Source organism: Zhongshania aliphaticivorans, from assembly GCF_902705855.1.
GTDB lineage: Bacteria > Pseudomonadota > Gammaproteobacteria > Pseudomonadales > Spongiibacteraceae > Spongiibacter > Spongiibacter aliphaticivorans_B.
The window spans coordinates 71,988-97,140 of record NZ_CACSIJ010000013.1 but is presented as its reverse complement, the minus strand read 5'-3'; the positions used below and the strand labels follow the sequence as shown (position 1 = coordinate 97,140).

Genomic DNA, 25,153 nt, shown 5'->3' with positions numbered 1-25,153 from the left:
GTTAATAAAATTCGATTACGTGCGCTTAGCTACAAGTTCGACGGGCAAAGTAGAAAAACCATAGGCCAGTAAACCACCTGATTGGCGTTTTGAATTACTAATACTTCCTTTAATGCCATCGCATTTATCAAGAACTACGTTTAGCATAATTTCAGCTTCAACACGGGCCAACGGTGCACCTAAACAATGATGGATTCCACGCCCAAAGGTGACATGTTTGGCGATATTTTTACGGCCAATTATAAATTTTTCTGGCTCAGGAAATACGCTCTCATCATGATTTGCTGCGGCCATGAAAAATGCGATCCAATCACCAGCCTTAATAATTTGACCAGAGATTTCACAATCTTGAAGCACTAAACGGAACAGACGTTGCGGAGGACCATCACGACGCAGACACTCTTCCATAAATGGACGTATCAGACTGCGATCTTCTTTTAACTTAGAAAACCAATCGGCATCTTCAAGCAGGACACCCATCAAATTACCTATGAAGTAAGTAGTTGTTTCAGCGCCAGCGACCACTAAGGTAATACAGAACAAAACGACTTCTTCTTTAGATAAAGTGTCACCTTCGTATTCAGCATTGATAAACGCTGTCATGAGGTCATCGGAGACTTCAATACCTGCTTCAATATCCGCGTAACGCTTTTCTACCGCAGCCACAAAGTAGTGAAAAAGCTCAATATTACAAGACTGGCGCTCTTCTGGAGTGAAGTCTGACGACACCATAAATGCGTTTGCCCAACGCACAAGAAGCTTATAATCTTCAGGCGGCAGACCCATAAGATAGGTCATAACCAAGGCAGGAATGACGCCCGCCACGTCAACCATAAAATCTATTTCATTATTGAGTGAACGGTCTACAATTTTGTTAACATCTAAACGCAATCTCTCAACGATATTGTCGTGGATACGCTTTGGTGTAAACGCCATTTTCGCTAAATTTCTTAGCGCGGTATGCCTAGGACGATCATGGTTTACCAGCATCAAACTAGGCGCACTAGAGTTAGCCTGCATTGGGTCTTCTGATGAGAATATTTCTGGATTACGCAATACATAATCCACATCTTCGTAACGTGTCACTACCCACGCTGGGTATGGCGTATCGACTCCTGGCACTGTTCCCGGCGGATAATCTAGCAAGCCATTTACCGGCGCATGATTGCGTAATTGCTTATAAACTGGATATGGATTGCTAATACACTCCGGCGACAACATGTTTTTAATGAGGACTTCGATGTCGGTGTCATTAATACTCATAGCGTTATTATTCATATCTTCCTCATTAATTTGTTAACCATTCTGAACACATCTGAATACGGCGGAGTAACAAAACCCGATACATCTATAAATCCAGATTTATAAATCGCCCTATTATTTGAAAATTCTTTAAAACCGTACACACCACGGTATTTACCCATTCCGCTACCACCAACACCACCAAACGGCAGGTCATCATTAGCGTATTGAAAAATAACGTCGTTTTTCACTAAGCCGCCTGAACTGGTTTCATTGGCCACGCGTCGAAATTCGGCCTCACTCCGGCCGAAATAGTAGATAACCAAGGGGTGCGAAGATTGATTGATATAGGCAATTTGCTGGGAGAGATCACCGATCGTTTTTATAAGTAGCACTGGGCCAAATATTTCGGCACCATTTATTCCAGCTTCATCAGCCGGGTTTACTACCACTGTAAGTTGGTAAGCCGATTGATTAAGTCCAGACATCTTAATAACTCGACCTTCTTTGTTCTCGCCCTCAGCAACTAAATTTTCTAGGCGTTGACGATGCCTTTCATTAACAATAGATACGGAATCAGCTGAACCTTGAGATGAGTCTGTGTGCTCAACAGCGGATTGAAGCTCTTTCAAGAAAGCATCTAATCTTTCCGGTGCAATTAAGAGGTAATCTGGGGCAATGCAGATTTGTCCTGCATTAAAATATTTACCAAAAGCAACGCGCTTTGCGGTTACTTTTAAATCTGCAGAGCTGCTGACTATTACCGGCGACTTACCGCCCAGCTCAAGAGTCAGAGGCACAAGGTTCTCAGCAGCATCGCGCATAATATACTTAGCGACTGTTTCGCCACCGGTGTAAATAATGTGGTCAAACGGCAATTTCACAAAAGCTTGAGCCACATCGACGTCACCACAGGCCACTGACACTTCATCAGCCGCAAAATACTGGCCTATTAACTTCTCTAGCAGAGCCGACGTCGCAGGGGTGGCTTCAGAAGGCTTTATAAATGCGCGATTGCCCGCCGCCAATACTGAGACTAGCGGTGAAAGCGCCAAATTTATGGGGAAGTTCCAAGGGCTAACAATGCCAACTACACCCTTGGGGAAGGCTTCTACATAGGTCTTAGCGCCGCTCATTCTCAAGCTCAAATCTGGAGTGCGGCGCTCGGCCTTCATCCAAAACTTCAAATTCTTTAAAGCATGATTAACCGATTTAATACTGGTAGTAATGTCCGCAAAAGAGCTTTGGTCTGCAGATCGATAGCCAAAATCTTGTGACAAGGCGTCACACCACGCGGCTTCATTTTCAGACAACATCGCCCTAATGCGACGTAAACGATCTAAGCGAGTCGCCAAAGAAGGAAAGCGCTCCGAATAATAGGCGTTGCGCAAAGCCTTGAACTGGAGCTCTAAGTTATTGCTACTAACAGACATAAACTATTTCGACTCGTTATTGTTTCGAAAAAGAATACAAGCCAAAAGAAATAGTGTCAATAGGAAATAGTTTCTATATTATCACAATGTCGAAATTCAAATATCTTGACACTGCCTCGAATCAACCCTAAATTCACATATAAATCAGTATATTGGGAAGAAAATTGAGTAATAACTGGAAAAAGCACGGCGACGTGCCTGTCAATGCGGAATCTGCGCCAAATATGTTTTTGGACTATTTTTACCCCATTCACTTTTCCATTGGGATGAAGATAGAAGCCGGATTAATGGAGTGTGGGCGACTTGATCGCCACCAAACCGTCATTATGTGGATACTTCGCTCCGAAACTCAGCGCAGTGGCGAAACCGCTATCAGCCGTAAAGATATCGTTAAATTAATGACCAACTGGTATGACATTACCAGCAGCAGTGTGTCTAAAGCCCTGCGCGCACTGTCTAAATCGCCGCTACATTATATTGAGCTAGAAGAAGACCCTAATTCAGGAAGAGAGAAGCTGATCACCCTCACCCCTGCCGGTGAGAAGCACTGCAACGAAATGATTGCCAGTGCCTGCAACGTGATTAAGCGCATTACAGAAAACTTTTCTGAAGATGAAAACAAAATGGGTATCTATATGTTTATGCGTATGGACGATGAATTTTCAAAAATTAGGGGCTGATATCATTAACCCCGTATTTATCTTTGAATAAGCTCATTGACGATTTTATCGCGCCATACTGCGCAGATAAGATCGACATCCTCTATCAAGACGACGATATTCTGCTAATCAGCAAGCCAAGTGGCTTACTGAGTCTTTCTGGGAAAAACCCATTAAATAAAGACTCAGTGCATTTTCGTATGGTTCAGAAATTTCCGAGCATTACCCTAGCCCATCGCTTAGATTTTGGCACATCGGGTATTATGCTTTTAGCACTTAACAAAGACGCCAATGCCAATCTGACCAAACAGTTTCAAAATCGTAGCGTCAAAAAAACCTATATTAGTGAATTACTGGGTCATATTACGGAAGACAGCGGCATCATTGATGCCGCAATAGCTAAAGATCCAGAAAACTTTCCGGTACTTAAGCTATGTGAAAAATGGGGTAAATCCGCTCAAAGTCAATTTGACGTTATTTCTCGGCTAACTAATCCAAAACGCAGCCGCGTGCTTTTTACTCCACTAACAGGCCGGACTCATCAATTAAGAATCCATAGCCTTGCGATTGGCCACCCCATCTTAGGCTGCGATTTATATCATTGCGATAATTCAACGAAACTCGCACCGAGACTACTTTTGCATGCGGCTTCGCTAGAATTTGACCACCCTTCGACGGGGCAGCGAATGTCCGTCACTAGCCCCTGCCCCTTTTAATCGCCACAAACCAGCGTTCGGAATAACTAAAACTGATCGCTGTAAGACATCATGCTGGCAAAGATTTCACTGGAGCCGTCCTTCTTCACAAGCATGACGTTGTAGGGAGTGAACTGGCCACCCATCTCCATACCTGGACTACCCGCAGGCATACCCGGCACCGCTAAACCTGCAGCGTCGGCCGGCGGCTGCGATAAAAATTTCGCGACCACACTGGCGGGAACATGACCTTCAAAGAAGTAGCCCTCGGCACTGACGCCGGTATGGCATGAGCTTAAATTGGCTGGAATACCTAATGCGGCCTTGGTCTCATTCAAATTCGATGGATGCTGAACGCTTGCAGTAAAACCATTATCTTCAAGGTGCTTAACCCACTTACCGCAACAGCCACAGGAAGGACTTTTAAATACCTCTAGCGCAGTTGCGGCCGGCGCTGCGGATTCAGCAAAAGCAAAGCCCGAGCTTAAAAATACACAGAGAAGTAGAATTCTTTTAAATACGATCATCGAGATACCCGCCAAGGCTTAGTAAGAAATTTAAGCAGAAAACCACGTATTTGCTGTCAAACTACAAACGTAAAATTTCTGCTTACCATATGCTTGGCAATACTGTATCACAGCCGAGATTAGCGCAAAATTATCATTTCTCTACGATAAGCTCGATACTCCCTTACAAGGCATCTGCGGCTATCGTATTACTGACACGGCGGCGCATAACCTCAATTTGAGATAGTAAGTAATTTCTTCTCAATCTCGCCATCGTCGACCTGCCAACTAATACGCAAATCAATTGTGTGCCGCGATTCATCCTGAGTCGCTGTTAGCTTCATATTCAGCAATCCTTCTGGCGACATCACAACGTCTCCGTCCTCATCACTAAATTGCAGACGACCCTTAGCAAGGCCCTTTGTTATTGCTTTTAAAAAATCCTGAATAGACTTACCGTCTTGCAAAGACTCATGACGAAAACTGGTTTTAGTTTGACGCATCTCAGCTATTCCCTGTTCAGTTACTTCCTGCGCCTATTTACTGTAAATAACGCGCAGGTAAAAATTCCTTGATGGCTGGATAGTCGTTACTAATACCCAACACCCTTCCCGCAGGCTCTATGATAGTAGCGCCAATACCAATACCGCTCAGCCCTTCTTTAACACGAGAATTACGATCCATCGTAATATCGCCTTCTATATGCAACATACCGTGCCTAAGCATTAGTCGCTGGCCGTCTAGGCGATTGCGGTGCCCATGAACAACTGCGTGAATACCTTGGCGAAAGAGTTCAGTCACTGCCGTATTTGACAATGGCATGTCTACATCTCGATACTTTGTACGCATGGTGTTCGCGATGGAACCATAGTAAAAGTCGAACAAATTATGCCTTAACTGCTGTGAGTAAAGTGTGTTGAGCGTCTTTACGCCTTCGCGCTTTATTATATCAATTGCTTGATCGTCCAAGCCCGCATGAATAAACAAGAATGAGCCACTGCGATAAGCCAGCTGCATTTTTGTGAAAAACCACGAGAACTCCCCCCCGCGCTTTAGAAATAATTTTTGGCATAATTTTGCGGTGGCATATACCTCACGCAGCCCCATACCCACCTCAGCAAATGAGACTTCAAGTCCCGCAATTTTTTTCCGCATCCGCGTCAATTCACGCTGCAATGTCTCGTCGGACATACGGCCCCGCGCCGACACCTCAAAGCGTTCAAGCCAGCCGGCCGCTGGCAGTAATCGACTCTTACACTCATCAAGTGACGGCACACCGCGTAAGGCCCGTTTACTACCCTGCAAATAGTCTTGGTATATTTCATATAATAGCGGAACCACCTTGGGCGACATCCGAGCAAACATATGTTCGGTATCGCAGTGCGCGGGCAAACTCATGGCGCGCAAACCAACGAGAAAGCGAACGTCGTGATTACCCGCCAGCAATTTCACATTTGCGCCGCAATCCATCAGCGCTTTCACGCTGCGCAATAAGGCGAGATTACTAGGGCCCTTATCCAAACAATCACCACCAATAACGAACGTGGCCCTGCGCCCTGCCGCTGTCAGCGTAAACCCACGATGGCGATGTAATTTTACGCCACCAGATGCCACTAATGATTCCTGAAAGGCCTCGGTATCGGCGTGCGCGTCAGACACAAAAATAATGGTTCGCTTTGGCCAAACCCAAGGATGTTCCACAACAGACTTTTCTAAGGTCTCACGCAATAGCAGCCGCCGCTTAGCCAGCTTAAGTGGATCGCTGCGACTGCCCAACTCCCAAGGTTCATAGGCTAAACCGGCGGCCTCGACATAGCAGTCACTATTCGGGGAGCTTAACTGAAGATTCCGTGCGGCGACTATTGCCATGGTGTTTTCGTCCTTCATCGTCAGTCTACAGTTATATTTCAGTACTGTGACATTTGAATGAATAAGGCAAATTAATTGCTCTTTACTCTGTAAAATAAACGCTCAATCAAGTAGCGGTAGTGATCCGTCGCGCTGCTTCCAGTCGCCGCCAATATGCGTCCACTCGCCATTAATTAACTCGATATAAATAGGTTTTGCATGATGCATACTGTACTTAGCAATTTCGTCAAACCTCAATACACCGAGTATATAGGCGGCATGGCGAAACGCAGCGCCGTGTCCCACAAACACTTTAAGCGTATCGCGCTCAACGCCAATACAGCCGAGCATACTATTGCGTATATGCTCGGCGACACGCTGCCCCGCCATCATCAATGATTCAGCGCCGACCAATGGTAGGCAGAAATGACTGTCAGACTTCCAATCATCAGGAAGATCGCCAAAACGCGGATCGTGGCCAATAACGTTTTGAATCTCATCCAAGGACAAATTAGCAGCACTGCCAACACTGCGTTCACATAATGCGTCAAAGCTAGCCAGCTCGACTGACTCAGTCATGTATTCTTGAATAGCCGAACGGTACAGCTCTGCTGTTTGCCATGCGCGCAATAAGGTCGAGCTATCAATTGACGTGCATATATCCCACTGATTCTCTATCGCCTCGCCAATTAACGCTAAGGCAGCCTTATTCGCCTGCGCTTGCCCTTCAGCATTCAATGGATAGGGTTGCAGTGCGCTGGGGACATTCACTCTTTGGTAATATTCTCCATGGCGAACAAGCGCAGCAATTAATCTTGGCATACCGTCTCTAAGGCTAGTTGGTTCATAATTAGTTTAACGCCGTATTCAATATCTACCTTGCCACTCAATTCCCATACTTGGGATTGTTGAAGCAAGGCAAGATAAGGCTCCTCATTAACTACGCTCTCATCTTGCAAAAATTCGCCACTGGCGTCTTGATAGAAAGGTCCCGGCGCTTTTTTAACTGCTGCCAGTAGTTCCCGGCGAGTAGAGATATCAACTGTTTGTATCGTCGTTTGCAGATCACTGTCATGCCGCCAGTTTAAAATAATTACCGTCATCAGTGACGACGAGGCTAAAATTCGACCTGCACCATACAAAGCCTCTACTGGCACATCGTATTTTCTCTCAATGTCCCAAAGCTCTGAATAGGGAAGATTATCAAAGTAATGCTGATCATCTTCATCCATCAAGCTTCGAAGCCGAGCATTGTTTAATAAAGTACCCGGATTAACACGAGGCAATTTAGGCACGCCGACAGCATGAACGCCATCGTCGCCGTCGCCGTCGCCGTCGCGAAGAAAAAGACGATCATTACTAATAAATTTACTATCACTATTTTCCAATAATTTCAGCATTAACGTAGATTTCCCACCACCAGAGAATCCTGCCAGCGCCAGCCCCATGCCATTCACTTGCGCAGCCGCAGCGTGACAAATTAGGTAATTCTTATGCTGAATCTGGTTCATTAATTGGGAAATAATAAAATTAACGACTTGATTGCTATTGTCGACACAGGGGCCGACAGCCAGTAGAAGGTCGCTACTTTGCAAAAAAACCATACCCGTACGGACTTTTCGTAATAGGCGACCATCATCCAAGGTCACAAAGCTGTCCTTGCGTCCCGTCTTTCCACCCTCTCTGCGCCAATCTTGAAAACTCATATTTATAACAGGCTCATCTTGCTCAATTGCAGTAATACGTATCAAATCTCCGATATTAGCAACATCTGAACTCGATAATATACAGTGCGAAAAATAACCGCTTAAGCTGTCAAGTAACTCCATTGAGTTGCTGCGCAGGGCCACCCGCATACCAGCCCACTCCAAGATAATTTCGCGTGCTTTAAATACCACACCCTCACAAAATTGCTGGTAAATACCCTCACTACTTCTAATCATGGCCGGATACTTTCCATTACGTAATCACTATAAAGCGCCGCTGCATCGATTCCTGCCCCTTCAAGCGCACCGCGAAATCCACCAAATGCCGACACTTCAAACACGACTGGGCCATTATCAGTTTCGGCCACATCGACGGTGGTAAAATCTAAATTAAATGCCGCTTGCGCGCGCTGTGCTATTTCAATAGTCTCCGCTGGCGGTTCTACAAGCGTGTAGCGACCGCCGCTATTAATCGTCGTATTCCAACTATCACTTTGCGAAACCCGAGCGTAGCTCCCTATATACTTACCACCCAAAAACACCAAGCCTAAATCTCGCCCGGGGAGATCAATCTTGCGCTGCAGATACATGACCGGATTAGCCAACTGAAACTGCCGCAACTCGGTGGCCAAAGCTTCATCTTCTTGCTGACCATTAATAATGCACATCCCCCGCGCCTTGGTAGAAAACAAAGGCTTGCATACAGCCGCTGAAAACTGACGAACCACTGTCATCGCTTCGTCAATGTCTTCTGTCACCACAGTATCCGGCATTGGAATCCCATATTGCCGCATGGTGACCGTGCAGCTAAGTCGATTAATCAGCCCCAGCATACTTGTCGCGGGACTAAAAACGCGAACACCACGAGACTCTGCAAAACGCAACATTTCAAGTCTGTTAAGGACGCCTGGATTGTATTCCGCACTAATTTTTTTCACCACAATACCATCGAGGTCACACAGATTAGTACCACGATACATTAGCGATCCGGCGCTCAAATCTAAACAGACTTCTGCCATATCAACCACTAAGCGAAATCCCGTTCTGTGCTCAAGTGCGTCAGCAAACACCTCTGTAGACCACTTACCTGGTATCCCTACCACAGCGATTTTTAATTTAGACAACGAATATCTCCCTAATTGGCACTTTAAACGACGATTGCTCACTCGCCGGAGTATTGAGTATTTTTTCAATCAAGTAACAAGAACGTAAAAACATCCGCCGTGCTTGTGACTTATCGAGAGTAAAACGGGTAGATGTGATGAAAGATCGCGCTAGCCCGAGTGCTAAACGAATTTCAAAGCTTTCATCACCCTGCGCTGCGGCAAAGCGCCGAGCAGATTCACAAAAATCTCTTGCCACCGCCATAATACGCTGCCGAACTTCGTGGTCGAGTATCTGCAATCGATAGTTCGATACCATAAATACCGACACATCTTGTACGTAATCCATATACCTAGAGCGATGCAAATCTATGAAGTTAATTCGATTTTCAGCAGGGTCGTAAATAATATTATCGACATTAAAATCGCCGTGAATATAAACCGAGAAAGGTGCACAAAACTGAGCCTCATAGGCCTCAGCCTTTTGCAATATCTCTGAAAAGGCAGGCCTTTTATGACCACAAATATCAGTTCTGCCTATACGGAATTCGGGATGAATTTTATAAATTTCTGACAGCCGCTTGCCTGTTTGAGCAATAAATCCGGCTGCCACCGGTTTTTCATTACGCGTCTGCGTCCATACTGACTGCAATGTCTCGCTTAAGCGTTCAAGGCAATGTGCAAGCTGATGACGATTACCACTTAGCAAAATTTGCTCAAATGTAAGACCCGGCAAATGCTCTATTAGCAGTGCTGCCGACTGCCCCCGCTTTTTATAGCTCAGTATACGCGGTGCCAAGCCCGGATAGATCTCGTGCCAACTCTTAACTCCTTGCCGCTCTTCCTTAAGTTTACTTTTCTGGCCTTCCTTAAAAATAGCAATCGTTTCCCTTTCGCTCCCCACTCCAGCGTGAACACCAGAAATAGCACTTCCTGAGCGAGTTTCAGCAATGGGAAGCACTGTTAATTGGCCCCGTAATACGTCGGTTTCTAAATGCTCTACCGACTCTTGTAGAGCGTGATAGCGCTCAAAATTAACAGGCTGACCAATATTCGCGGAAATAATAGTTTCACTAATATTGCGCAATGCGTCCCCCATCTGCTCGACGTTATGTGCGAGAAACAAGGCAGTCACTAAACTTTCGGTATGTTTACTCTTCGTCTTTAGAGCGGTGATATAACGTTTATATAAACGGTGATACGTTCGATCTATCTGCGACTCTAACTGACCTATTTTCAACGCTTGGCGACTATCGCTGTCATTCACTGCCACTCCAATCATGCCGATACCTTCACGTATCAAGGCGAGCATCGGCGGATAGCGCTCTGAAAATATCTCACTGCGGTCATCTAGATAACTAATTTGCTTAGCGCTCTCACGACAAAGTTCGGCAATACGCTCAAGATCAGTAGCAATAAACTCTGCACCACGCAGACTCATGGTATTCGCATCACCTTTTTGCAGGCGAGACAGTTGCTGCAGAGAAGCATTGTGAATACGTACCTTTAAGTTATAAGCGTAACCACCCCGGTCGAGAATACGTCGCCCCTGCACTGCGACCTCCTCAAGAAAGCACGCCTCCAAGCTCTCCAATAAGGAATCAATTTCTATGCACAAAAAGCGTAGATTATCGCGAATATTTTTAGGAATTTTCATGGTTAATCTTCTTCATATAACCCTTGGCAACGGGCGCGGCGGTATATCAGTCAAAGCAACTCTCACACTACATTCACGACTGAACAGACCATAATAAGACGAAAAACCGTCACAATAGCGAGGTATCATGCCCTAATTCTGACCCATTCAGTTGCCATTGTCTGTTACAGAAATATGACAAGAGCACTATTAGCCTTAAGATAATGATTTATTTTTATGACGAATGTTCGAGTTACCCGCAGCCTTAATATTCCTGATCCATTACGCATTAGCCGCTACCGAAAAATTCCAGAGCTCGGGCCCCGCGTACTATTTTTTAGTGGTGGTTCGGCCTTAAACAGCCTTTGTAAAACCCTCAAAAACTATACCCATAACTCCATCCATTTATTAACACCATTCGATTCTGGCGGCAGTTCAGCTGAATTACGTAAAGCCTTTGATATGCCCTCAATAGGTGATTTGCGCAGTCGCCTGATGGCCTTAGCAGACGAATCAGTACTCGGACATCCAGAAATTGTCGCCCTGTTTGACCACCGCTTAGACAAAGCGTCATCGCAACAACTGCTACTCATGCAGTTAAATGAATTGATTCGTGGTAAATCGCCACTAATAAGTGATATCGCCAACCCCATGCGCAAGTTAATCTGCAATCAATTGGGATTTTTCTTAGGCTCCATGCCTAAAAACTTCGATCTGCGAGGTGCCAGCATCGGGAATCTCATTCTTGCCGGTGGATACCTAAATAATCACCGTCACCTAGACCCTATTATTTTTCTATTTTCTAAGCTGGTTAACGTACAAGGTACCGTGCGGACCATAGTGAATGACGATCTTCACTTAGGCGTAGATTTAGAAGATGGTAGTGAACTCATCGGCCAGCATTTAATTACCGGCAAAGAAGTAGCGCCATTAGATTCTGCCATTGAGCATATTTTTCTTTCTCAAGATCCAGAAATTAAATCAATTAAATCGATTTCTATTCGTAAAAAGAATCGCAAACTAATAGAGTCTGCCGAACTCATTTGCTACCCTCCTGGTAGTTTCTACTCATCACTACTTGCGAATTTAATACCAGAAGGTGTTGGCAAAGCCATTGCAGAAAACGATTGCCCAAAAGTATATATACCAAACTTAGGCAGTGACCCTGAACAATTTAATATGGATTTAACTAGTTCAGTTGAACGCTTACTTGCCCAGCTCCACGCAGACTGTGATGACCATACGACAAACCAAAAACTCTTGAACTTTGTATTATTAGATAGCCGCAATGGAATTTATCCATCAAAACTGTCTGCAGAGGTTTTAACGTCGCTAAACGTCGAGCTGATCGATACAAGACTAGTTAGCAAGCAAAGTGCGCCCTATTACGACAATGAGCTTTTGGTTTCTGCGCTGATGTCGCTGACATAAAAAACGACAACATAATAGGGGATTACAGGTCTTTTACACCAATCCCCTTCAGACTGTACTACTCAAATGAGGCAGACAGAAGCTGCGGCAATTCGAAAACTGAATATTACCGATGGATATTATATTTCCAGAAAAACCTTATGTACGACTATCCAACTTGGTAATTCAAAGACCCATCGAATTCACTACTCCCTGCATCAAGTGAATCTGGCTCTAACATCTAAGCTCTCTTGAGCTGCCTCTTTAGCGTCAATCTGACCTCAATTTCCTCAATCTTCGCCTGCAAATTTTTTACAAAGTCAGGCAGGTAACTTTCCCTCCTGGTTTATTTTTCCAGCTGCCTGTCGCAGTCTATCGCGCCCTACGGTTGTCATTTTCGGCCATGCCGGTAATAGCAAGTCCCAGTAATTTGAGACGTCAATTGCCGGCAGCATGGTGTCAACAATAGCCTGTGGTGCCATTCCCATTAAAGCAACGATTTCATATTTTTGTGGTTCGTTCATACGCTGAACCAAGTCAAGTACATCGCCCCACATACTATGATCACTTGCAGCTCTGACCAAAGACAATAATTGTTCTCCATCCAGATATTCCGCTGCTTGGGCACAGGCAGTCTTGCCAGCGTCATCCATCAACCTCACCAGAGGCAAGACATCAGGCCAGAGCCCCTCAGCACAGGCGAAACTTATGATATCCAGCAACACATCGGTTTGTTGAATATCAGGCAGATTGGCAAACCGCGATTGTGATTCTTCACTCATGTCGGCAATGATGGGCAGTGCATCACTCCACAGACCATGCGCACTGACTGAACGCAGCATACTACTAAGCACATCCGTATCTAGGCTTGCCGCCAAGTTCGCCAGGCGACCACGAAGAGTGGGGTTTAAGTGCCGCATAAGCCCCAAGGCTTCGGGCCACAGATCGGCATCAGACGCCGCACAGCGAATAATGGCAATCAGACGTTCCGGTGCAAAGTGCTCGATAATAGAATCGAGTCGCTGTTTGTTCTCCACAAAAAATGCCGTTCGCAATAATTGTGCATCATCGAGCACATCGACAACGGCCATAATTGACGCCTCAGACAAAATGTCTACAAAACGCCCCATGGCGACACATTCATCTCGCGCGGCCAGCTCCTGCGCTACAGCTACAATCTGCCGCTGCGGAATAGCCCGTATCAACTCACGCGCTTGAGCAGGGTCAAGATGCAGACAAACATCAGCCAGATACCCTATCTGCAACCGACTGGCTATACCCACGCCGCGCTCAACATCCATTTGCCCAGCAATCCGCGCGGTGATTAATGAACCCATTACCTTTTCAGCAATTAAGGCCAGCACCGGTACCGGCAACAAACGTGAGGCCGAGACGATTCGTTTGAATATTGGCGCGTCCCCAATGTGAATTCTTTTGACGGCCTGCAGGCGCAGTTGTCGAATACTTGCTGCATCGACCTCCTGCAGCATCGCCAACGCTAAGGTATCAACATCCAGTACGCGCGCCAGTTTTAATATTTCAGCTTGATGTTCCAAACTCATGGGAACAGCACCCTCCTAACCGCACCACGCAACACCCGCGGCACATGCCCCAGCGCTGCCTCGAGTGCAGCTTCAAGTTGAGATCGTTGGCGTTGCTGTGATTCTGCCAGCAATGTCGCAAGCGCAATTTGTAAGTCGCTATCCAATACGGCTATGCCCGCTGGAGCCTCCTCGCCCAGCACGTCGGTCCAGTCCAATCGATTCATCACACCCCCATATTATTGTCGCAATAACGTCTTGAACCGAGTAGCTATCTCCAACCACCGACGTTTTAAGAATAGTGCAGTCGGCCAAGTCACGGCACCCTAAGCCAATCGCCTAATGAAAATAAAGATGGCCCGTTAAACTTCACCCGCGCACGCCCTTGGCGTTGAAAACGATATTATCGGCCGTTTTTTTGGGGTCAGCCTCTCACTATTTTTTATTCTTCTATTACTGTGCAGCGTTATTAGCCTAGCGCTTCTGAACACCAAGGTATTTGGCTCCGAATTTGGCATCGAAGCCCCCACATTCACTAACACCCTCAATAAATAAAGCACCATGATTTCATGAGCACAAATTCAAATGCTAAATTCACTAAATGGCGATATCTATTTATCCTCACTAGGTGGCAATACCGATTTCGCCCGACGGGCTTTCACGTCTATACCTGCTCGGGTCAAATAACCGGCCGCTTTATTAACACCACGAATCGAGGAATATACAGACTCAGAAATCAGGTCATGCGTTTGACGAACAATTTTGGCTGTATCTCGAGTTGCAGAGTACGATTCAAGAGCGTCAAAAGAAGCTCTCGCGATACCCATATGAACATTACGTACAGTAGCAGTACTAGTATCTATAACTGCTTCGGCCAAGTCCTGCGCAGACTCTAACTGGCGGTGCCACTCTTCTTGGTAACGCAATTCAAGCAGTCCAGCGGCATCGGCACGCAAACGAAAAGAGAAGTCACGCACATTAACCTCGAGTTTCCACAGGGAAAAAATTGAAATACCAATCAATACGACTGCCGCTAAACATTTAGCAATCTCAATCCAAGCCATGAATACTAATCTCCGCCTGTACGCCTTTTTCTTCAAGCTGTCCGCGCATAATTTCAACGGTACGCTTATACACTATGCTACGAATCACATCCGGTGCAAAATTATTTAATAGACCAGCAAAAACCGATTCTTCAGCGGCCAACTCCACAGGATTCAATATTTTTATCGCAATAAATGCCTGACTCTCGGACACCGGAATCTGACTAAAATCCACAGGACTAGATTTCCATGCGTTAGCTAAGGCCTGTTGCTCCTTCTGCAACATCAACAGGAGGTTACGCTGGGCCGTAAGCCGAATTAATAAATAAACGACCAACACCAACAGCAGGGCAAACAGCCCTAAAGAAAAATAATACATAAAAAACTCTCGGCAAGTTGTAACATAACCCCAGCATGGCAGCATCGTTACTATTTATTGACTACAAAAAAAGTCTAGAAACACGACTTCAAAAGACACAAAATCGCCTATATATTTATAAAAACATCCATCTTCATTTAAATAATATAACGTCATAGTTAAAAACAGAAAAAAGCGGAGTGGCTAAACGCCACTCCGCAAAGAAAATCACTTTAACTACAACCCAAATTAACCTAAGTACGTAAATAAAATTAGCTGACCAATACCAACGCAACAACCAAGTGCCGCACCGACTAAAATCAAAATCCACTCATCTTCCTTAAATGCTGGTCGCAACATGTCTTCAAAATCTGGTGGCGGAAGCACTTCAAGTTGAGCAGCTAGGGTGTTAGCAAGATCCATTGCACCTTTGGCGTAGACGTCAACTGATTTAACCGTTTCAGGGAGCCGTTCAACCAAGCGCACAACAGCTACTTCCTTAATTTTTACATACTGGCGAGTACCTACTGTCCATGCCACAAAGGGCCTAGCCATACCAGACTGATCGTCAATAACACGCTTTACATGACGAGCAATCATCATAAAAACACGGTCGGAATACGGCCCTTTTAGCACTGACTCAATTATATTGCTCGGTGTAACAATTTCATCAGCGATAAGCCGGGCATAATCACGAGAAACTTCTTTCTGCCTCTTGTGGAAAATACCTTGGAGCTTCCACGGACCAAAACGCATCGGCGACTGGGGTTGAAAAATCATTTTTAACGCCACCACGTTGGTACAATAACCGACCAATAAACCAAATAATGGCAACTGCCAATCAGCTTTGTAAAACATCCATCCGACCATCTGAAAGAAGCCAAACAGAGCGCCAAAATAGAGCCCCGACACACCGATGAATTTAAATTCTTCACTGCCGGTTTCTTGAAATATACGGTTTATTAGTGTCTTGTCACGCACCAATGTAGTGATCACCATATCCTTTAAATCAAAAACATTTTCAATATCATTGCGTAGATCTTTCATCACCTCTGCAACCGCGTCGGGCGCATCAGCTTGAATACGGTGAATGATCAAATCTCTTGCCGCCCGTGGAAGTGTTTCCCATATACCCGGCTCGAACTCAGACATGATTTCTTCAACCATATGGTTGACCAGTGCAACTATTGGCCCCTCGATTTCTTGAGCAACACGAACAGGGTCAAGTCGATCAAAAACCTCCCGCTCAGTGATCAACCTCGGCACAATGGTATCCACTGCAATGCTAGCCATTTTACCGGCCTTGCTGGGAATAATTCCCTGCCAACCAAAAATAGGTCGCTTACCAACAAATTCGAGAGGCGAAAACATCATTTTTATCGCCACAACATTAGTTATAAAGCCTACTACCCCACTCGTGATTGGCATCGACAAATAAAGCACCCAATGCGCGGTGAATTCCAACCATACGGCCTCTAACATAGATTACCCCTTTTATTATAATTTTATGCGCTGAATTGATTTATAGTTCTTTAGCGTTACAAACTTCCCAGAATAGGCTCCCGGCCTGGCTAGTCCTCAGAGTCTTACGATCACATCGCACGCGAAAATACCCTGCTTTCTGCGCGACAGCCATCACCTCCATGACGTCACTATCTGCTTCTAACACTTGGTATTCCAATTCAAATTCTACGTTATTTGCGCCAAATTCAACCAAACCTAGAGACTTAAGATTTGAGAGATAAACCGGCATTAGCGCCCGAACCTTCACTCTTGCCGGCTTACTAACCGAGGAAATACCAGAAAGTAATACTTCGCGCTGCCCCGTTAAGGTCTGGGAGCCACTGACATTGATTACGGCGTGATCACTATCATCAGACAGTGCCGATAGAATTCGTACTTCGTCAGCAACCAAATGATCCAGTACTCGATTCGCCCAGCTACGAATTGACTCCTCTTTAGTCTGTTCCATGGCGTCTTGCATAATGAATTGCAGGCGCTGCGCAGGTGATCTCGGCTGTATTGGTTCGGCAAAGAGGTCACTGCCATCAACTGTTTTCTCATCATTACCGTTTGATTTTGGCCCTTCCAGTAAACCGCCACTTTGTGGTTCGCGGGAAACCGCTCGCCGCAAACGTCGATGCAGAGTCTGCAGCATGGCGTCTTCAACTACTTCGTATTCACGCTGAACAAAGTCAGCACCAGGCAAGCGCTCGGCACTTTCAGATATTTTGCGAGCAAGTTTTACAAGTTGTTCAGTGGTGCGCATAAGGAGGCCAACTATTATAAATTATATGTAGGCAGTTATTTTCTGACATCTTGCAATGTTACATTAGTAAATGTAATCTGCACAATACCTAAAATCGCTATACTAGGAAGCAACGATAAAAATAACACCATAATGGCAAGCCGTCGATGGAGGGCTGTATGCAGAAGAGAAAGCTTGGCGAATTCATCTCTGAGTTTATAAAAGCACTGGGCGACATCAATTTTAATCATATAGTTACCACCCGAATGCTGCCGACAATATACGTAGCTGGGATCATGTTTGCCGGGGTTCTTGCCCTCTCCTTGATAGTAAGTACTTGGGCAACCAGTAATTGGCTTTTTCGCTTTCTCTGGTCATTCGTCTTCGCCCCAGTACTCTTTATAGGCGTGGTGACAACTTGGCGAGTCATTTTGGAGCTCTGCCTTTCCATATTTGAGATGACTGTGGTGGTTCGCTTACTACATGCCGAGGTAGAAAAAGTCTCTGGGGTCACCGATGAAATTGCATCCGACCTTCCAAGAATTCAATTTTGGAAAACACGAAAAAATAACAATAGCTCCAACACTGAAAAATAAGCATATAAAACAATAAGTAAGGGGATTTTACTTTGATTAAATACCGTCTTATCGTGTTAACGGTATCCCTGTTTTCAGGTCTACTGCACGCCGAAGCAGAGAGAAAAACACCAATTAACCTGGAGATCCCCAGCTCCCCAGCAGTAAAAGTGTCGTTTGAAAATGTATTAATGTTAAGTATGGGCTTTCGAGTAGAGTCCCCCGACCCCGACATGATTGGCAAAATCAGCCTAGAGCAGAATCGCAATTTATGCGCTGCTGACGATTGCATCGGCTTGTCCCAGAACGACACAGCACCTAATGAACGTTTTATGGCAGCCAGAGGATTACTGTCGTCGAATACAGACGACGGCAATCTAAATTACGACGCCGGCGNCCCTGTTCTCGGTTTTTTGAAATGGGACTCGCGATTATCACTTGGCTTTGAAAATTTCGACGTCGAGATCAGCTGGCAGTACCTGTTCGATGCCGTAAACTATGGCTTTGATGAGTTCTCTAACAATCAAATTGTCCGCCCCGGAACCCAACCTGGCCAACCGACACATCGCAGTCGCCCAGAAGAAACCGAAGCTGCGATTGGCCAATTTATTGACCTACGAGACGCATGGGTAGCATTTCGTATGCCGATAGGGGAGCGCGAAGCCGACATCAAAATCGGCCGCCAACTCCTAAACTGGGGGGAATCCACCTTTGTTTTACGTGGTAATCTAAACTTTATAAACCCCTATGAAACCAACAACCTATTCCGCCCCGGTTTTGAGCTAGAGGAAATTTATCGCCCAGTAGGACTAGTCAACTTCGATATGGTATGGTCTGACCGCCTCCGAGTTCAGGCCTTCTACCAATTTGAGTGGCTGCCCTATGGATTACCTGCCAAAGGCGCCATCTACTCTTTTCTCGATGCAGGCAACGAAGTCACCCACAACGAATCTGTGGTGCTGCCATTTGCAAAAACACCCAACGATCCAGATCAGCTCCAAACCCCAGCCAGCCCTTTATTATCCCTAATTTCAGGTACCAGCTTTAGTGCCCGCCGTGCATCAAATCGAGAGGCCCGCGACGGTGGTCAATTTGGCGTTGGCTTGCGCTATTTTCGGGATGACTGGTTTGACGGCACCGAACTGGCAGTATTTTTGGCCAATTATCACGCTCGTATTCCCAGCTTAAGCGGCTACGCAGCCGATGCATCCTGCACCCGCCGCGAGGGTAATAGCCGCGGTGTTGATACACGCAATATCGCGGAATTTCTGATTGATTGCGGCATTCCGTTGCTAAATACACCAGGTGAAGACTTTGAGGCGCTGCCCTTAGACACATTCCGATACTTCCTTGAATACCCTGAAGATATCCACCTATTAGGTGCTACGTTTAATATTGAATCGAGCGGCATTCTCTACGGCGGAGAATTTGCCTACAGGCACAACCAACCCGTTCAGGTCGATCTCGAAGACATCATTTTTGCCGGCCTACAACCCGCATTCCCCAGACACGACATTTTAATCATACCGGGAACCCTACCGGGACTCCCTGCCGCGACTATTCCGGCCTCCCAGACCGCACTGCCCGACTACGTAACTAGCTATCGCGGTGGCACACCTGGCGAAATCGCCCCCAACGCCTATATACGAGGTTACGAGTCGGAGCAAACCGTGCAGGTCACCCTCACCGCCACTAAATTGTTTGGCAATCGCAGCGCATTTTTGGGCTCCAAACAATTTGCCCTCTTAGCAGAAGTACAAGGCATTTGGGTGCCCGGCTTACCATCACTAGATCGATTACAGTATGAGGGACCTGGCACTCACACACATGCTAGCCCAGGCACCGCAGACACCGGTAACGGCTCACTACTGAACCCAATAAGTAACCAAGGCGGCTATGTAAGCGAGTTCTCTTGGGGCTACCGATTAACCGCAATAGGCTCATTTGACTTACCCATAGATGGCGTTGAAATGCGACCAATGCTGGTATGGCTACATGACATTGAAGGCGTCAGCCCAGGCTTTGCAGAAAACTTTCTTGAAGGCCGTCAAATTGGTATTTTCCAAGTCGATTTTCGTCGTGGCCCGTGGACTGTAGGCACCACCTACAACTTCTTCGGCGGCGGCGGAGACCGCAATGCATTTAGAGATCGCGACTTTATGTCGATGTACCTACGCTTCAAATTCTAAATAGTGGAAACCCTACAATGATAAAAACAAAACGAAGCCAAGCCGGCATCTCCACAATCGCCATGCTTATTGCGGCCCTAGCGGTCGGCGCCATCATCGGCGGGGGCCTAGGTGCCCTATGGACAATCCAAAATGTTGAAGCCCGCCTATTACTTCAAGAGCAACCCGCCGACATCAGAATCAATGAAGCTCTCACGGTACGTGCACGGGTATTAAACCAACTGGACATCAGTATTGATGAAATGATCCGGACTCAGGTTCCTATCAAAAAAGACGTCACCGTACCTGTAAATGAAACCCTAAATCTGATGGCCGCAATAAAAACTAACGTGCCCGTTGAACTCACCGTTCAGGTTAACGACGTGATTACTATCGACCAAATTCTCGACCTAGATGCCGTGGTCGAGGCCGAGGTGCTGGGAGAAATTATCGATATTCCTATTCGCGGCAAGGTACCAGTTAAAGCACAGGTACCCATCAGCTTGACGATTCCGGTGCGCGAAAACATCCCCGTAGACCTGCTGACACCAGTGAGAGCCGTACTAAAACAAGCCTTAACGGTACCGCTAAACACCGTGATCGATGCTGAAATCCCCATCCGCAGCAATATGAGCGTTCCTGTGCACTCGGATATCGAGGGCAAGCTGTTTCTACCCAAAGAAGCGTTTAATGTCACCATCATCTATGCCGACCTGAATATTCCGTTAAGTACACTGAAGTTAGGCCTGAGCGACAAAGACTCCCCCGAACGGCACGAAGAAAACACGAAGGAGTCCAAATGAAAATACTTTCGCCNCGCGGCCTTCTGTTACTGGTGCCACTAACGCTGGCGATCATCATCGCCTGTGCTTGGGTTGGTACACAGCTATTCCAGTTTGGCTTGATTAAGCTCACCCTTCACGAACAAAATATGAAAGTGCGCTTCCCTCCACAGTTAAATGCATCACTGGAAACTACCCGCCCCCTCGACATTCAACTCGATGGTGACATCAGCACTGTAGTGCCATTTAAAGAAGTGCTGGAGGTCCCCTTCAAAGGTGAATTTCCGGTCAACGTTAAACTTGATGCCAATATTCCAGTCGCCTTTGAGGTCGTCTACGAAGGCATTATCCCTGTAGACACAATGGCAGCGATAACCGCGACAACAGAAATTAATTTCGGGAATGTAAAGAAACTGCGTAATCTACGGATTTCCACCTCAATTCCGATGAAATTCGATCTGCCAGTTAATTTGCGCGTACCGGTAAAAGACAATATCCGATTTAATTATCATGGGCCGATCACCGTCTTCGCAGACGAGATGCTAAAACTACCGGTAGATACGATTATTGAGACGACAATTAAAGTCGACCAAAGAGTGTCAACGCCGGTAACCTCACGCCTAAACCTCGCAGCTGAACTACCCCAAACAGAGGTGTCAGCTACGATTACTCACTCGGAGCTGAACCTCAGGCCGGCAACATTGCAACTACTGCGAAAGGAGGCTAAATGAGTTCCCCTTCCATCACGTCGAGGGCCATCTCATCCTGATTTACTTTGCTGGGAATACAATGATGGTTGCGCAACTTAAACTCTCGACTCAGGTAACGGTAAACAAAAGTAAAGCCCGGCCACAAGGTCCAATTTTCACCCTTATCGTTGAGATACCAGCTCTGGCAACCGGATTGCCAGATAGTATTCTTTAAACGCGATTGAATCTGACTAACAAACTTCGTCTGCACCGATTCTTTCACCTCAACACTAGCCAAACCGTGCTGACGAATTTTGCTTAGTGCATCGCCAATATAGCGAATCTGAGATTCGATCATATACACCTGAGAGTTATGACCTAAGCCGGTATTTGGCCCCAGCAATAAAAAGAAATTAGGGAAGCCTGCCAACATACAACCTAAATGCGACTCCGCGCCATTTTCCCAAGACTTCGCCAAAGACTGCCCCTCAGCATTGCAAATATCGAGCGCCGCAACCGCATCTAAAGTCTTAAAACCGGTACCCAGTAAAATCACATCCACTTCATGACTTACGCCATTACTGTCAACAATGGCGTTTCCGTTAACGCGCTCGATACCGCAGGTTTCAACCGCGACATGCTCGCGATTAATCGCCGCGTAATAGTCATTAGAAATAAGAACCCGCTTACAGCCCATATGGTAATCAGGCGTCAGCTTCTGCACTTTAACGGGATCTTTTACGTATTTTTTGATATGCCGTACTGCTTGAGCCTCTGTCACCCTTAAAGCACTAGTGAAATAATTAAATGCTAGTGCGCGCCCTTCGAGTCGCGAATATGTCACCGCACGGCGCAGAGACATCAAGGGAGGTACGGTCTGATACAAGCCCTGTTCCAGCTTAGAAATAGACCGATCAGGCTTTGGTAGTACCCAAGCAGCCGAGCGCTGAAATAAGGTTAAAGATTTCACCTGCTGGGCAATCGCCGGCACAAACTGTATCGCGCTAGCACCGGTGCCAATCACTGCGACTCTCTTGCCCGTTAAATCGACATCGTGGCGCCACTGTGCCGAATGAAACACCTCGCCCTTAAAATCGTTAAGGCCGTTAATATCTGGAATATTCGGCAAATGCAAAGCGCCAATAGCCGAGACCAGCATTCGGGTCTGCACCCGCTGACCGTTGCTAAATTTTAGCTGCCAAATCTGCTCTTCTGCATCGTAGCGAGCGGCAGACAATGCGTGGCCGTAGCACATATGCTCATCTAGGCTGACATCCTGAAGGACTTTTTCAAGGTATTGCTGTATTTCTGCCTGAGGAGCAAAGCCCCGCGACCAGCTCGGATTCTGCGCAAATGAAAAGGAGTAAAGCGCCGACTCAACATCGCAAGCGCAACCGGGGTAACTATTGTCCCGCCAAGTGCCGCCTGCCGAGGCCGCTTTCTCGAAAATACGAAAATCATTAATACCGCGCTTTTTAAGCTCTGCGCCCATACCAATTCCAGAGAACCCGCTTCCTATAATCGCAACATCCAGTATCCCCTCGGCTTGGTTTTTCCGTCGGGTCGTTCTAGTAATGTTGTCGGTTTGCGATGCACCCATAATTTTCTCCGCCATTAACCTGAATATATTTTTATTACGCTACTTGACGATGCCAACATACATCGTTACATTTACTAATGTCAACATGATCAATGTTACAAATATTAGTGACTCATAGAATTCTGTCAAGAATAAGAGGCATGACATGAAGAACTTTAGATCCAAGGTCGTCGTGATTACCGGCGCCGCATCAGGAATAGGTAGAGCCTTGGCTCTACAACTCGACCGACAGGACGCGGTACTCGCGCTAGTAGATAGAGATACCAGCGCCCTAGCCGCATTGAATGACGCAACAGGGCATCGCCATCTCACTCAAGAGCTTGATGTAGCCGATCGCAAAGCGGTCTACCAATTTGCAGCGCGCGTCAGCACTGAGCTAGGTGGCGCCGATGTAGTGATTAACAATGCCGGTGTCGCCGTATCGCAAACTATTGCCGATCTGGACTACGATGATTTCGAGTGGCTATTCAATATCAATTTCTGGGGAATGGTCTACGGCACCAAGGCCTTTCTTCCGCAATTACTAAACAAGCCAGAAGCAGCCATCATTAATGTATCGAGCTTGTTCGGATTACTCTCAATCCCCACCCAAGGTGCTTATAACGCCAGCAAGTTCGCCATTCGCGGCTTTACTGAAGCACTGCAGGCCGAGCTGAAAAGAACAAAGATCACAGCTCACTCGGTACACCCCGGCGGCATTCGCACCAATATCGCCCGCAATGCTCGACTGTATCAGGCACCAGGCGGCATAACTGGCTCTCAAGCTGGCGTTGATCTATTTTCCCGAATCAGTTTTACCGATGCAGAAAAAGCCGCCAGTATTTTGCTCGACGGTATTCAACGCAAGCGTTCACGCATTTTGATTGGGCCAGATGCATTCGCGCTAGATCTGGTTCAACGACTGTTCCCCAAATACTACACCGATGCATTCAGCCTACTCGAGCGTCTTATCAATCGCCTGGAACCTTCCAGCAAGGTCGATAAACACATCACCAAAATCACACAAGCATAAATAAGGAAGCGACTGACATGAAAACTACAACACTACCCGTGAACCCTGTACGCCGTGATCTACACTTCAAATTCGACAGCAAGCGAATGACCAACTGGCACCCCGATGGCGCCCACGCGAGTAACTTTTACAACACGCTTTCGGTGTTCTTTCCCGAAGGTGAACAATTTTTTATCGACTCGGTGCGGCACTATCGCGATAACAAACAGATTACAGATAAAAAACTACTTGCAGAAATAAGCGCTTTTATCGGCCAAGAGGCCATGCACGGCCGCGAACACCGCGACTACAATGCCGCGATCGCCGACGCTGGCTTGGGCGGCGAACAAATGGATGCCTTTGTTGGTAAATTACTCCGTACCATGCGTAAAGTTCTGCCACCTTCCATGCAACTGGGTGGCACCTGCGCACTGGAGCACCTCACTGCCTCGCTCGCCGGATATATTCTCGAAGACGAAAGTTTTCTCGAGGGAGCAGAAGAAAATATGGCAGCGGTCTGGCAATGGCATGCTCTTGAAGAAACCGAACACAAGGGCGTGTGTTACGACGTGTACGAACACGTAGTGGGCCAAGACACCAAAGCCTACGCAATTCGCGGGAGCTCTATGATTATTGCTATGAGCATATTCTGGAGTAGCGTGCTGCCATTTTGGTTATATATGAACTATCGATCTGGAGCGATAACCGACGTAAAAGGATGGCGTGCTGGCGGTAAAATACTATTTGGCCGCAAGGGAATTATAAGGCATTTCTCTAAGGATTTTATCGACTACTTTCGCAGAGACTTCCATCCATGGGATCACGACAATTCAGTACAATTGAAGCGTCTTGATGCGCTGGCCAAGCGTTTTGCACCATCACCCAAAGTAGCCAAGCTCGCCTCATAACATTAGGGAGAT

24 protein-coding genes are annotated in these 25,153 nt (G+C 46.4%); 8 read left to right on the top strand and 16 right to left on the bottom strand.

Annotated features, from left to right (window positions below):
• Positions 1 to 15: 15 nt before the first annotated feature.
• Positions 16 to 1,278 carry a cytochrome P450 gene (locus GVJ32_RS10110; RefSeq protein WP_159239943.1) on the bottom strand — a complete coding sequence of 421 codons (1,263 nt, stop codon included), beginning with the start codon at positions 1,276 to 1,278 and terminating at the stop codon, positions 16 to 18.
• A complete protein-coding gene (locus GVJ32_RS10105; protein WP_159239942.1) occupies positions 1,275 to 2,675 on the bottom strand; it encodes an aldehyde dehydrogenase family protein in 1,401 nt (466 codons plus the stop codon). Before GVJ32_RS10105 ends, GVJ32_RS10110 begins: the two co-directional genes overlap by 4 nt.
• 164 nt (positions 2,676 to 2,839) lie before the next feature.
• Here GVJ32_RS10105 and GVJ32_RS10100 point away from each other — a divergent pair, with 164 nt between their 5' ends.
• Positions 2,840 to 3,355, top strand: coding sequence for a winged helix DNA-binding protein (locus GVJ32_RS10100; RefSeq protein ID WP_159239941.1), 516 nt, complete (start codon positions 2,840 to 2,842; stop codon positions 3,353 to 3,355).
• A gap of 23 nt (positions 3,356 to 3,378) precedes the next feature.
• Complete coding sequence (locus tag GVJ32_RS10095) at positions 3,379 to 4,050, top strand: RluA family pseudouridine synthase (RefSeq protein ID WP_159239940.1); 672 nt, start codon at positions 3,379 to 3,381, stop codon at positions 4,048 to 4,050.
• A 26-nt stretch (positions 4,051 to 4,076) separates the two neighbouring features.
• Here the strand turns inward: GVJ32_RS10095 and GVJ32_RS10090 are convergent, their stop codons facing one another.
• From GVJ32_RS10090 to GVJ32_RS10060, 7 genes are all read right to left on the bottom strand, one after another.
• Positions 4,077 to 4,556: a DUF411 domain-containing protein gene (locus tag GVJ32_RS10090; RefSeq protein WP_159239939.1), complete on the bottom strand. Its 480-nt coding sequence runs from the start codon at positions 4,554 to 4,556 to the stop codon at positions 4,077 to 4,079.
• A gap of 212 nt (positions 4,557 to 4,768) precedes the next feature.
• A complete protein-coding gene (locus tag GVJ32_RS10085; RefSeq protein WP_159239938.1) occupies positions 4,769 to 5,038 on the bottom strand; it encodes an amphi-Trp domain-containing protein in 270 nt (89 codons plus the stop codon).
• Positions 5,039 to 5,075: 37 nt separating this feature from the next.
• Complete coding sequence (locus GVJ32_RS10080) at positions 5,076 to 6,422, bottom strand: metallophosphoesterase family protein (protein ID WP_159239937.1); 1,347 nt, start codon at positions 6,420 to 6,422, stop codon at positions 5,076 to 5,078.
• A gap of 84 nt (positions 6,423 to 6,506) precedes the next feature.
• Positions 6,507 to 7,205, bottom strand: coding sequence for a histidine phosphatase family protein (locus GVJ32_RS10075; protein ID WP_159239936.1), 699 nt, complete (start codon positions 7,203 to 7,205; stop codon positions 6,507 to 6,509).
• Positions 7,193 to 8,326 carry an HprK-related kinase B gene (locus GVJ32_RS10070; protein ID WP_159239935.1) on the bottom strand — a complete coding sequence of 378 codons (1,134 nt, stop codon included), beginning with the start codon at positions 8,324 to 8,326 and terminating at the stop codon, positions 7,193 to 7,195. The genes GVJ32_RS10075 and GVJ32_RS10070 overlap by 13 nt, the downstream gene beginning before the upstream one ends.
• Positions 8,323 to 9,213 (bottom strand): GAK system ATP-grasp enzyme, encoded by an 891-nt coding sequence (locus tag GVJ32_RS10065; RefSeq protein WP_159239934.1) that lies wholly within the window; start codon positions 9,211 to 9,213, stop codon positions 8,323 to 8,325. Before GVJ32_RS10065 ends, GVJ32_RS10070 begins: the two co-directional genes overlap by 4 nt.
• Positions 9,206 to 10,849, bottom strand: a complete 1,644-nt coding sequence (locus GVJ32_RS10060; RefSeq protein WP_159239933.1) for a PhoU domain-containing protein — start codon at positions 10,847 to 10,849, stop codon at positions 9,206 to 9,208. The genes GVJ32_RS10065 and GVJ32_RS10060 overlap by 8 nt, the downstream gene beginning before the upstream one ends.
• A 216-nt stretch (positions 10,850 to 11,065) precedes the next feature.
• Here GVJ32_RS10060 and GVJ32_RS10055 point away from each other — a divergent pair, with 216 nt between their 5' ends.
• Positions 11,066 to 12,259 (top strand): GAK system CofD-like protein, encoded by a 1,194-nt coding sequence (locus GVJ32_RS10055; RefSeq protein WP_159239932.1) that lies wholly within the window; start codon positions 11,066 to 11,068, stop codon positions 12,257 to 12,259.
• 299 nt (positions 12,260 to 12,558) lie between these two features.
• On the opposite strand, the gene GVJ32_RS10050 is transcribed toward GVJ32_RS10055, so the two are convergent.
• The 6 genes from GVJ32_RS10050 to GVJ32_RS10025 form a co-directional block, all read right to left on the bottom strand.
• Entirely contained in the window at positions 12,559 to 13,800 is a 1,242-nt protein-coding gene (locus tag GVJ32_RS10050) for a hypothetical protein (protein WP_159239931.1), read from the bottom strand.
• Positions 13,797 to 14,006: a hypothetical protein gene (locus GVJ32_RS10045; protein WP_159239930.1), complete on the bottom strand. Its 210-nt coding sequence runs from the start codon at positions 14,004 to 14,006 to the stop codon at positions 13,797 to 13,799. Before GVJ32_RS10045 ends, GVJ32_RS10050 begins: the two co-directional genes overlap by 4 nt.
• 384 nt (positions 14,007 to 14,390) lie before the next feature.
• A complete protein-coding gene (locus tag GVJ32_RS10040; RefSeq protein WP_159239929.1) occupies positions 14,391 to 14,843 on the bottom strand; it encodes a hypothetical protein in 453 nt (150 codons plus the stop codon).
• On the bottom strand, positions 14,830 to 15,201 hold the full coding sequence (locus GVJ32_RS10035; protein WP_159239928.1) for a hypothetical protein: 372 nt from the start codon (positions 15,199 to 15,201) through the stop codon (positions 14,830 to 14,832). Before GVJ32_RS10035 ends, GVJ32_RS10040 begins: the two co-directional genes overlap by 14 nt.
• A 228-nt stretch (positions 15,202 to 15,429) precedes the next feature.
• Entirely contained in the window at positions 15,430 to 16,662 is a 1,233-nt protein-coding gene (locus tag GVJ32_RS10030) for a DUF445 domain-containing protein (RefSeq protein WP_159239927.1), read from the bottom strand.
• Between the two features lie 40 nt (positions 16,663 to 16,702).
• Positions 16,703 to 17,449 carry an Abi-alpha family protein gene (locus GVJ32_RS10025; RefSeq protein WP_159239926.1) on the bottom strand — a complete coding sequence of 249 codons (747 nt, stop codon included), beginning with the start codon at positions 17,447 to 17,449 and terminating at the stop codon, positions 16,703 to 16,705.
• 158 nt (positions 17,450 to 17,607) lie between these two features.
• Here GVJ32_RS10025 and GVJ32_RS10020 point away from each other — a divergent pair, with 158 nt between their 5' ends.
• The 3 genes from GVJ32_RS10020 to GVJ32_RS10010 all read left to right on the top strand — a co-directional run bounded on the left by GVJ32_RS10020 (position 17,608) and on the right by GVJ32_RS10010 (position 20,974).
• Positions 17,608 to 18,024, top strand: a complete 417-nt coding sequence (locus GVJ32_RS10020) for a DUF4282 domain-containing protein (RefSeq protein WP_159239925.1) — start codon at positions 17,608 to 17,610, stop codon at positions 18,022 to 18,024.
• Between the two features lie 53 nt (positions 18,025 to 18,077).
• A complete protein-coding gene (locus GVJ32_RS10015; RefSeq protein ID WP_435808078.1) occupies positions 18,078 to 20,192 on the top strand; it encodes a DUF1302 domain-containing protein in 2,115 nt (704 codons plus the stop codon).
• Between the two features lie 17 nt (positions 20,193 to 20,209).
• Positions 20,210 to 20,974, top strand: a complete 765-nt coding sequence (locus tag GVJ32_RS10010; protein ID WP_159239923.1) for a hypothetical protein — start codon at positions 20,210 to 20,212, stop codon at positions 20,972 to 20,974.
• A 702-nt stretch (positions 20,975 to 21,676) separates the two neighbouring features.
• On the opposite strand, the gene GVJ32_RS10000 is transcribed toward GVJ32_RS10010, so the two are convergent.
• Positions 21,677 to 23,242 carry a flavin-containing monooxygenase gene (locus GVJ32_RS10000; RefSeq protein ID WP_159239921.1) on the bottom strand — a complete coding sequence of 522 codons (1,566 nt, stop codon included), beginning with the start codon at positions 23,240 to 23,242 and terminating at the stop codon, positions 21,677 to 21,679.
• 145 nt (positions 23,243 to 23,387) lie between these two features.
• Between GVJ32_RS10000 and GVJ32_RS09995 the strand changes: the two genes are divergently transcribed.
• Both GVJ32_RS09995 and GVJ32_RS09990 read left to right on the top strand, forming a co-directional pair.
• Positions 23,388 to 24,254, top strand: a complete 867-nt coding sequence (locus tag GVJ32_RS09995; RefSeq protein WP_159239920.1) for an SDR family NAD(P)-dependent oxidoreductase — start codon at positions 23,388 to 23,390, stop codon at positions 24,252 to 24,254.
• 17 nt (positions 24,255 to 24,271) lie between these two features.
• Positions 24,272 to 25,141, top strand: a complete 870-nt coding sequence (locus GVJ32_RS09990; protein ID WP_159239919.1) for a metal-dependent hydrolase — start codon at positions 24,272 to 24,274, stop codon at positions 25,139 to 25,141.
• Positions 25,142 to 25,153 lie beyond the last annotated feature (12 nt).

Excerpts from the sequence above, each read along its gene's own strand:
- GVJ32_RS10080 (WP_159239937.1), bottom strand. The coding sequence starts at position 6,422 with ATGAAGGACGAAAACACCATGGCAATAGTCGCCGCACGGAATCTTCAG.
- GVJ32_RS09995 (WP_159239920.1), top strand. The coding sequence starts at position 23,388 with ATGAAGAACTTTAGATCCAAGGTCGTCGTGATTACCGGCGCCGCATCA.
- GVJ32_RS10105 (WP_159239942.1), bottom strand. The coding sequence starts at position 2,675 with ATGTCTGTTAGTAGCAATAACTTAGAGCTCCAGTTCAAGGCTTTGCGC.
- GVJ32_RS09990 (WP_159239919.1), top strand. The coding sequence starts at position 24,272 with ATGAAAACTACAACACTACCCGTGAACCCTGTACGCCGTGATCTACAC.
- GVJ32_RS10035 (WP_159239928.1), bottom strand. The coding sequence starts at position 15,201 with ATGTATTATTTTTCTTTAGGGCTGTTTGCCCTGCTGTTGGTGTTGGTC.
- GVJ32_RS10000 (WP_159239921.1), bottom strand. The coding sequence starts at position 23,242 with ATGGGTGCATCGCAAACCGACAACATTACTAGAACGACCCGACGGAAA.
- GVJ32_RS10045 (WP_159239930.1), bottom strand. The coding sequence starts at position 14,006 with ATGAATCGATTGGACTGGACCGACGTGCTGGGCGAGGAGGCTCCAGCG.
- GVJ32_RS10030 (WP_159239927.1), bottom strand. The coding sequence starts at position 16,662 with ATGTTAGAGGCCGTATGGTTGGAATTCACCGCGCATTGGGTGCTTTAT.
- GVJ32_RS10070 (WP_159239935.1), bottom strand. The coding sequence starts at position 8,326 with ATGATTAGAAGTAGTGAGGGTATTTACCAGCAATTTTGTGAGGGTGTG.
- GVJ32_RS10040 (WP_159239929.1), bottom strand. The coding sequence starts at position 14,843 with ATGGCTTGGATTGAGATTGCTAAATGTTTAGCGGCAGTCGTATTGATT.
- GVJ32_RS10085 (WP_159239938.1), bottom strand. The coding sequence starts at position 5,038 with ATGCGTCAAACTAAAACCAGTTTTCGTCATGAGTCTTTGCAAGACGGT.
- GVJ32_RS10020 (WP_159239925.1), top strand. The coding sequence starts at position 17,608 with ATGCAGAAGAGAAAGCTTGGCGAATTCATCTCTGAGTTTATAAAAGCA.
- GVJ32_RS10090 (WP_159239939.1), bottom strand. The coding sequence starts at position 4,556 with ATGATCGTATTTAAAAGAATTCTACTTCTCTGTGTATTTTTAAGCTCG.
- GVJ32_RS10055 (WP_159239932.1), top strand. The coding sequence starts at position 11,066 with ATGACGAATGTTCGAGTTACCCGCAGCCTTAATATTCCTGATCCATTA.
- GVJ32_RS10075 (WP_159239936.1), bottom strand. The coding sequence starts at position 7,205 with ATGCCAAGATTAATTGCTGCGCTTGTTCGCCATGGAGAATATTACCAA.
- GVJ32_RS10010 (WP_159239923.1), top strand. The coding sequence starts at position 20,210 with ATGATAAAAACAAAACGAAGCCAAGCCGGCATCTCCACAATCGCCATG.
- GVJ32_RS10025 (WP_159239926.1), bottom strand. The coding sequence starts at position 17,449 with ATGCGCACCACTGAACAACTTGTAAAACTTGCTCGCAAAATATCTGAA.
- GVJ32_RS10050 (WP_159239931.1), bottom strand. The coding sequence starts at position 13,800 with ATGAGTTTGGAACATCAAGCTGAAATATTAAAACTGGCGCGCGTACTG.
- GVJ32_RS10110 (WP_159239943.1), bottom strand. The coding sequence starts at position 1,278 with ATGAATAATAACGCTATGAGTATTAATGACACCGACATCGAAGTCCTC.
- GVJ32_RS10060 (WP_159239933.1), bottom strand. The coding sequence starts at position 10,849 with ATGAAAATTCCTAAAAATATTCGCGATAATCTACGCTTTTTGTGCATA.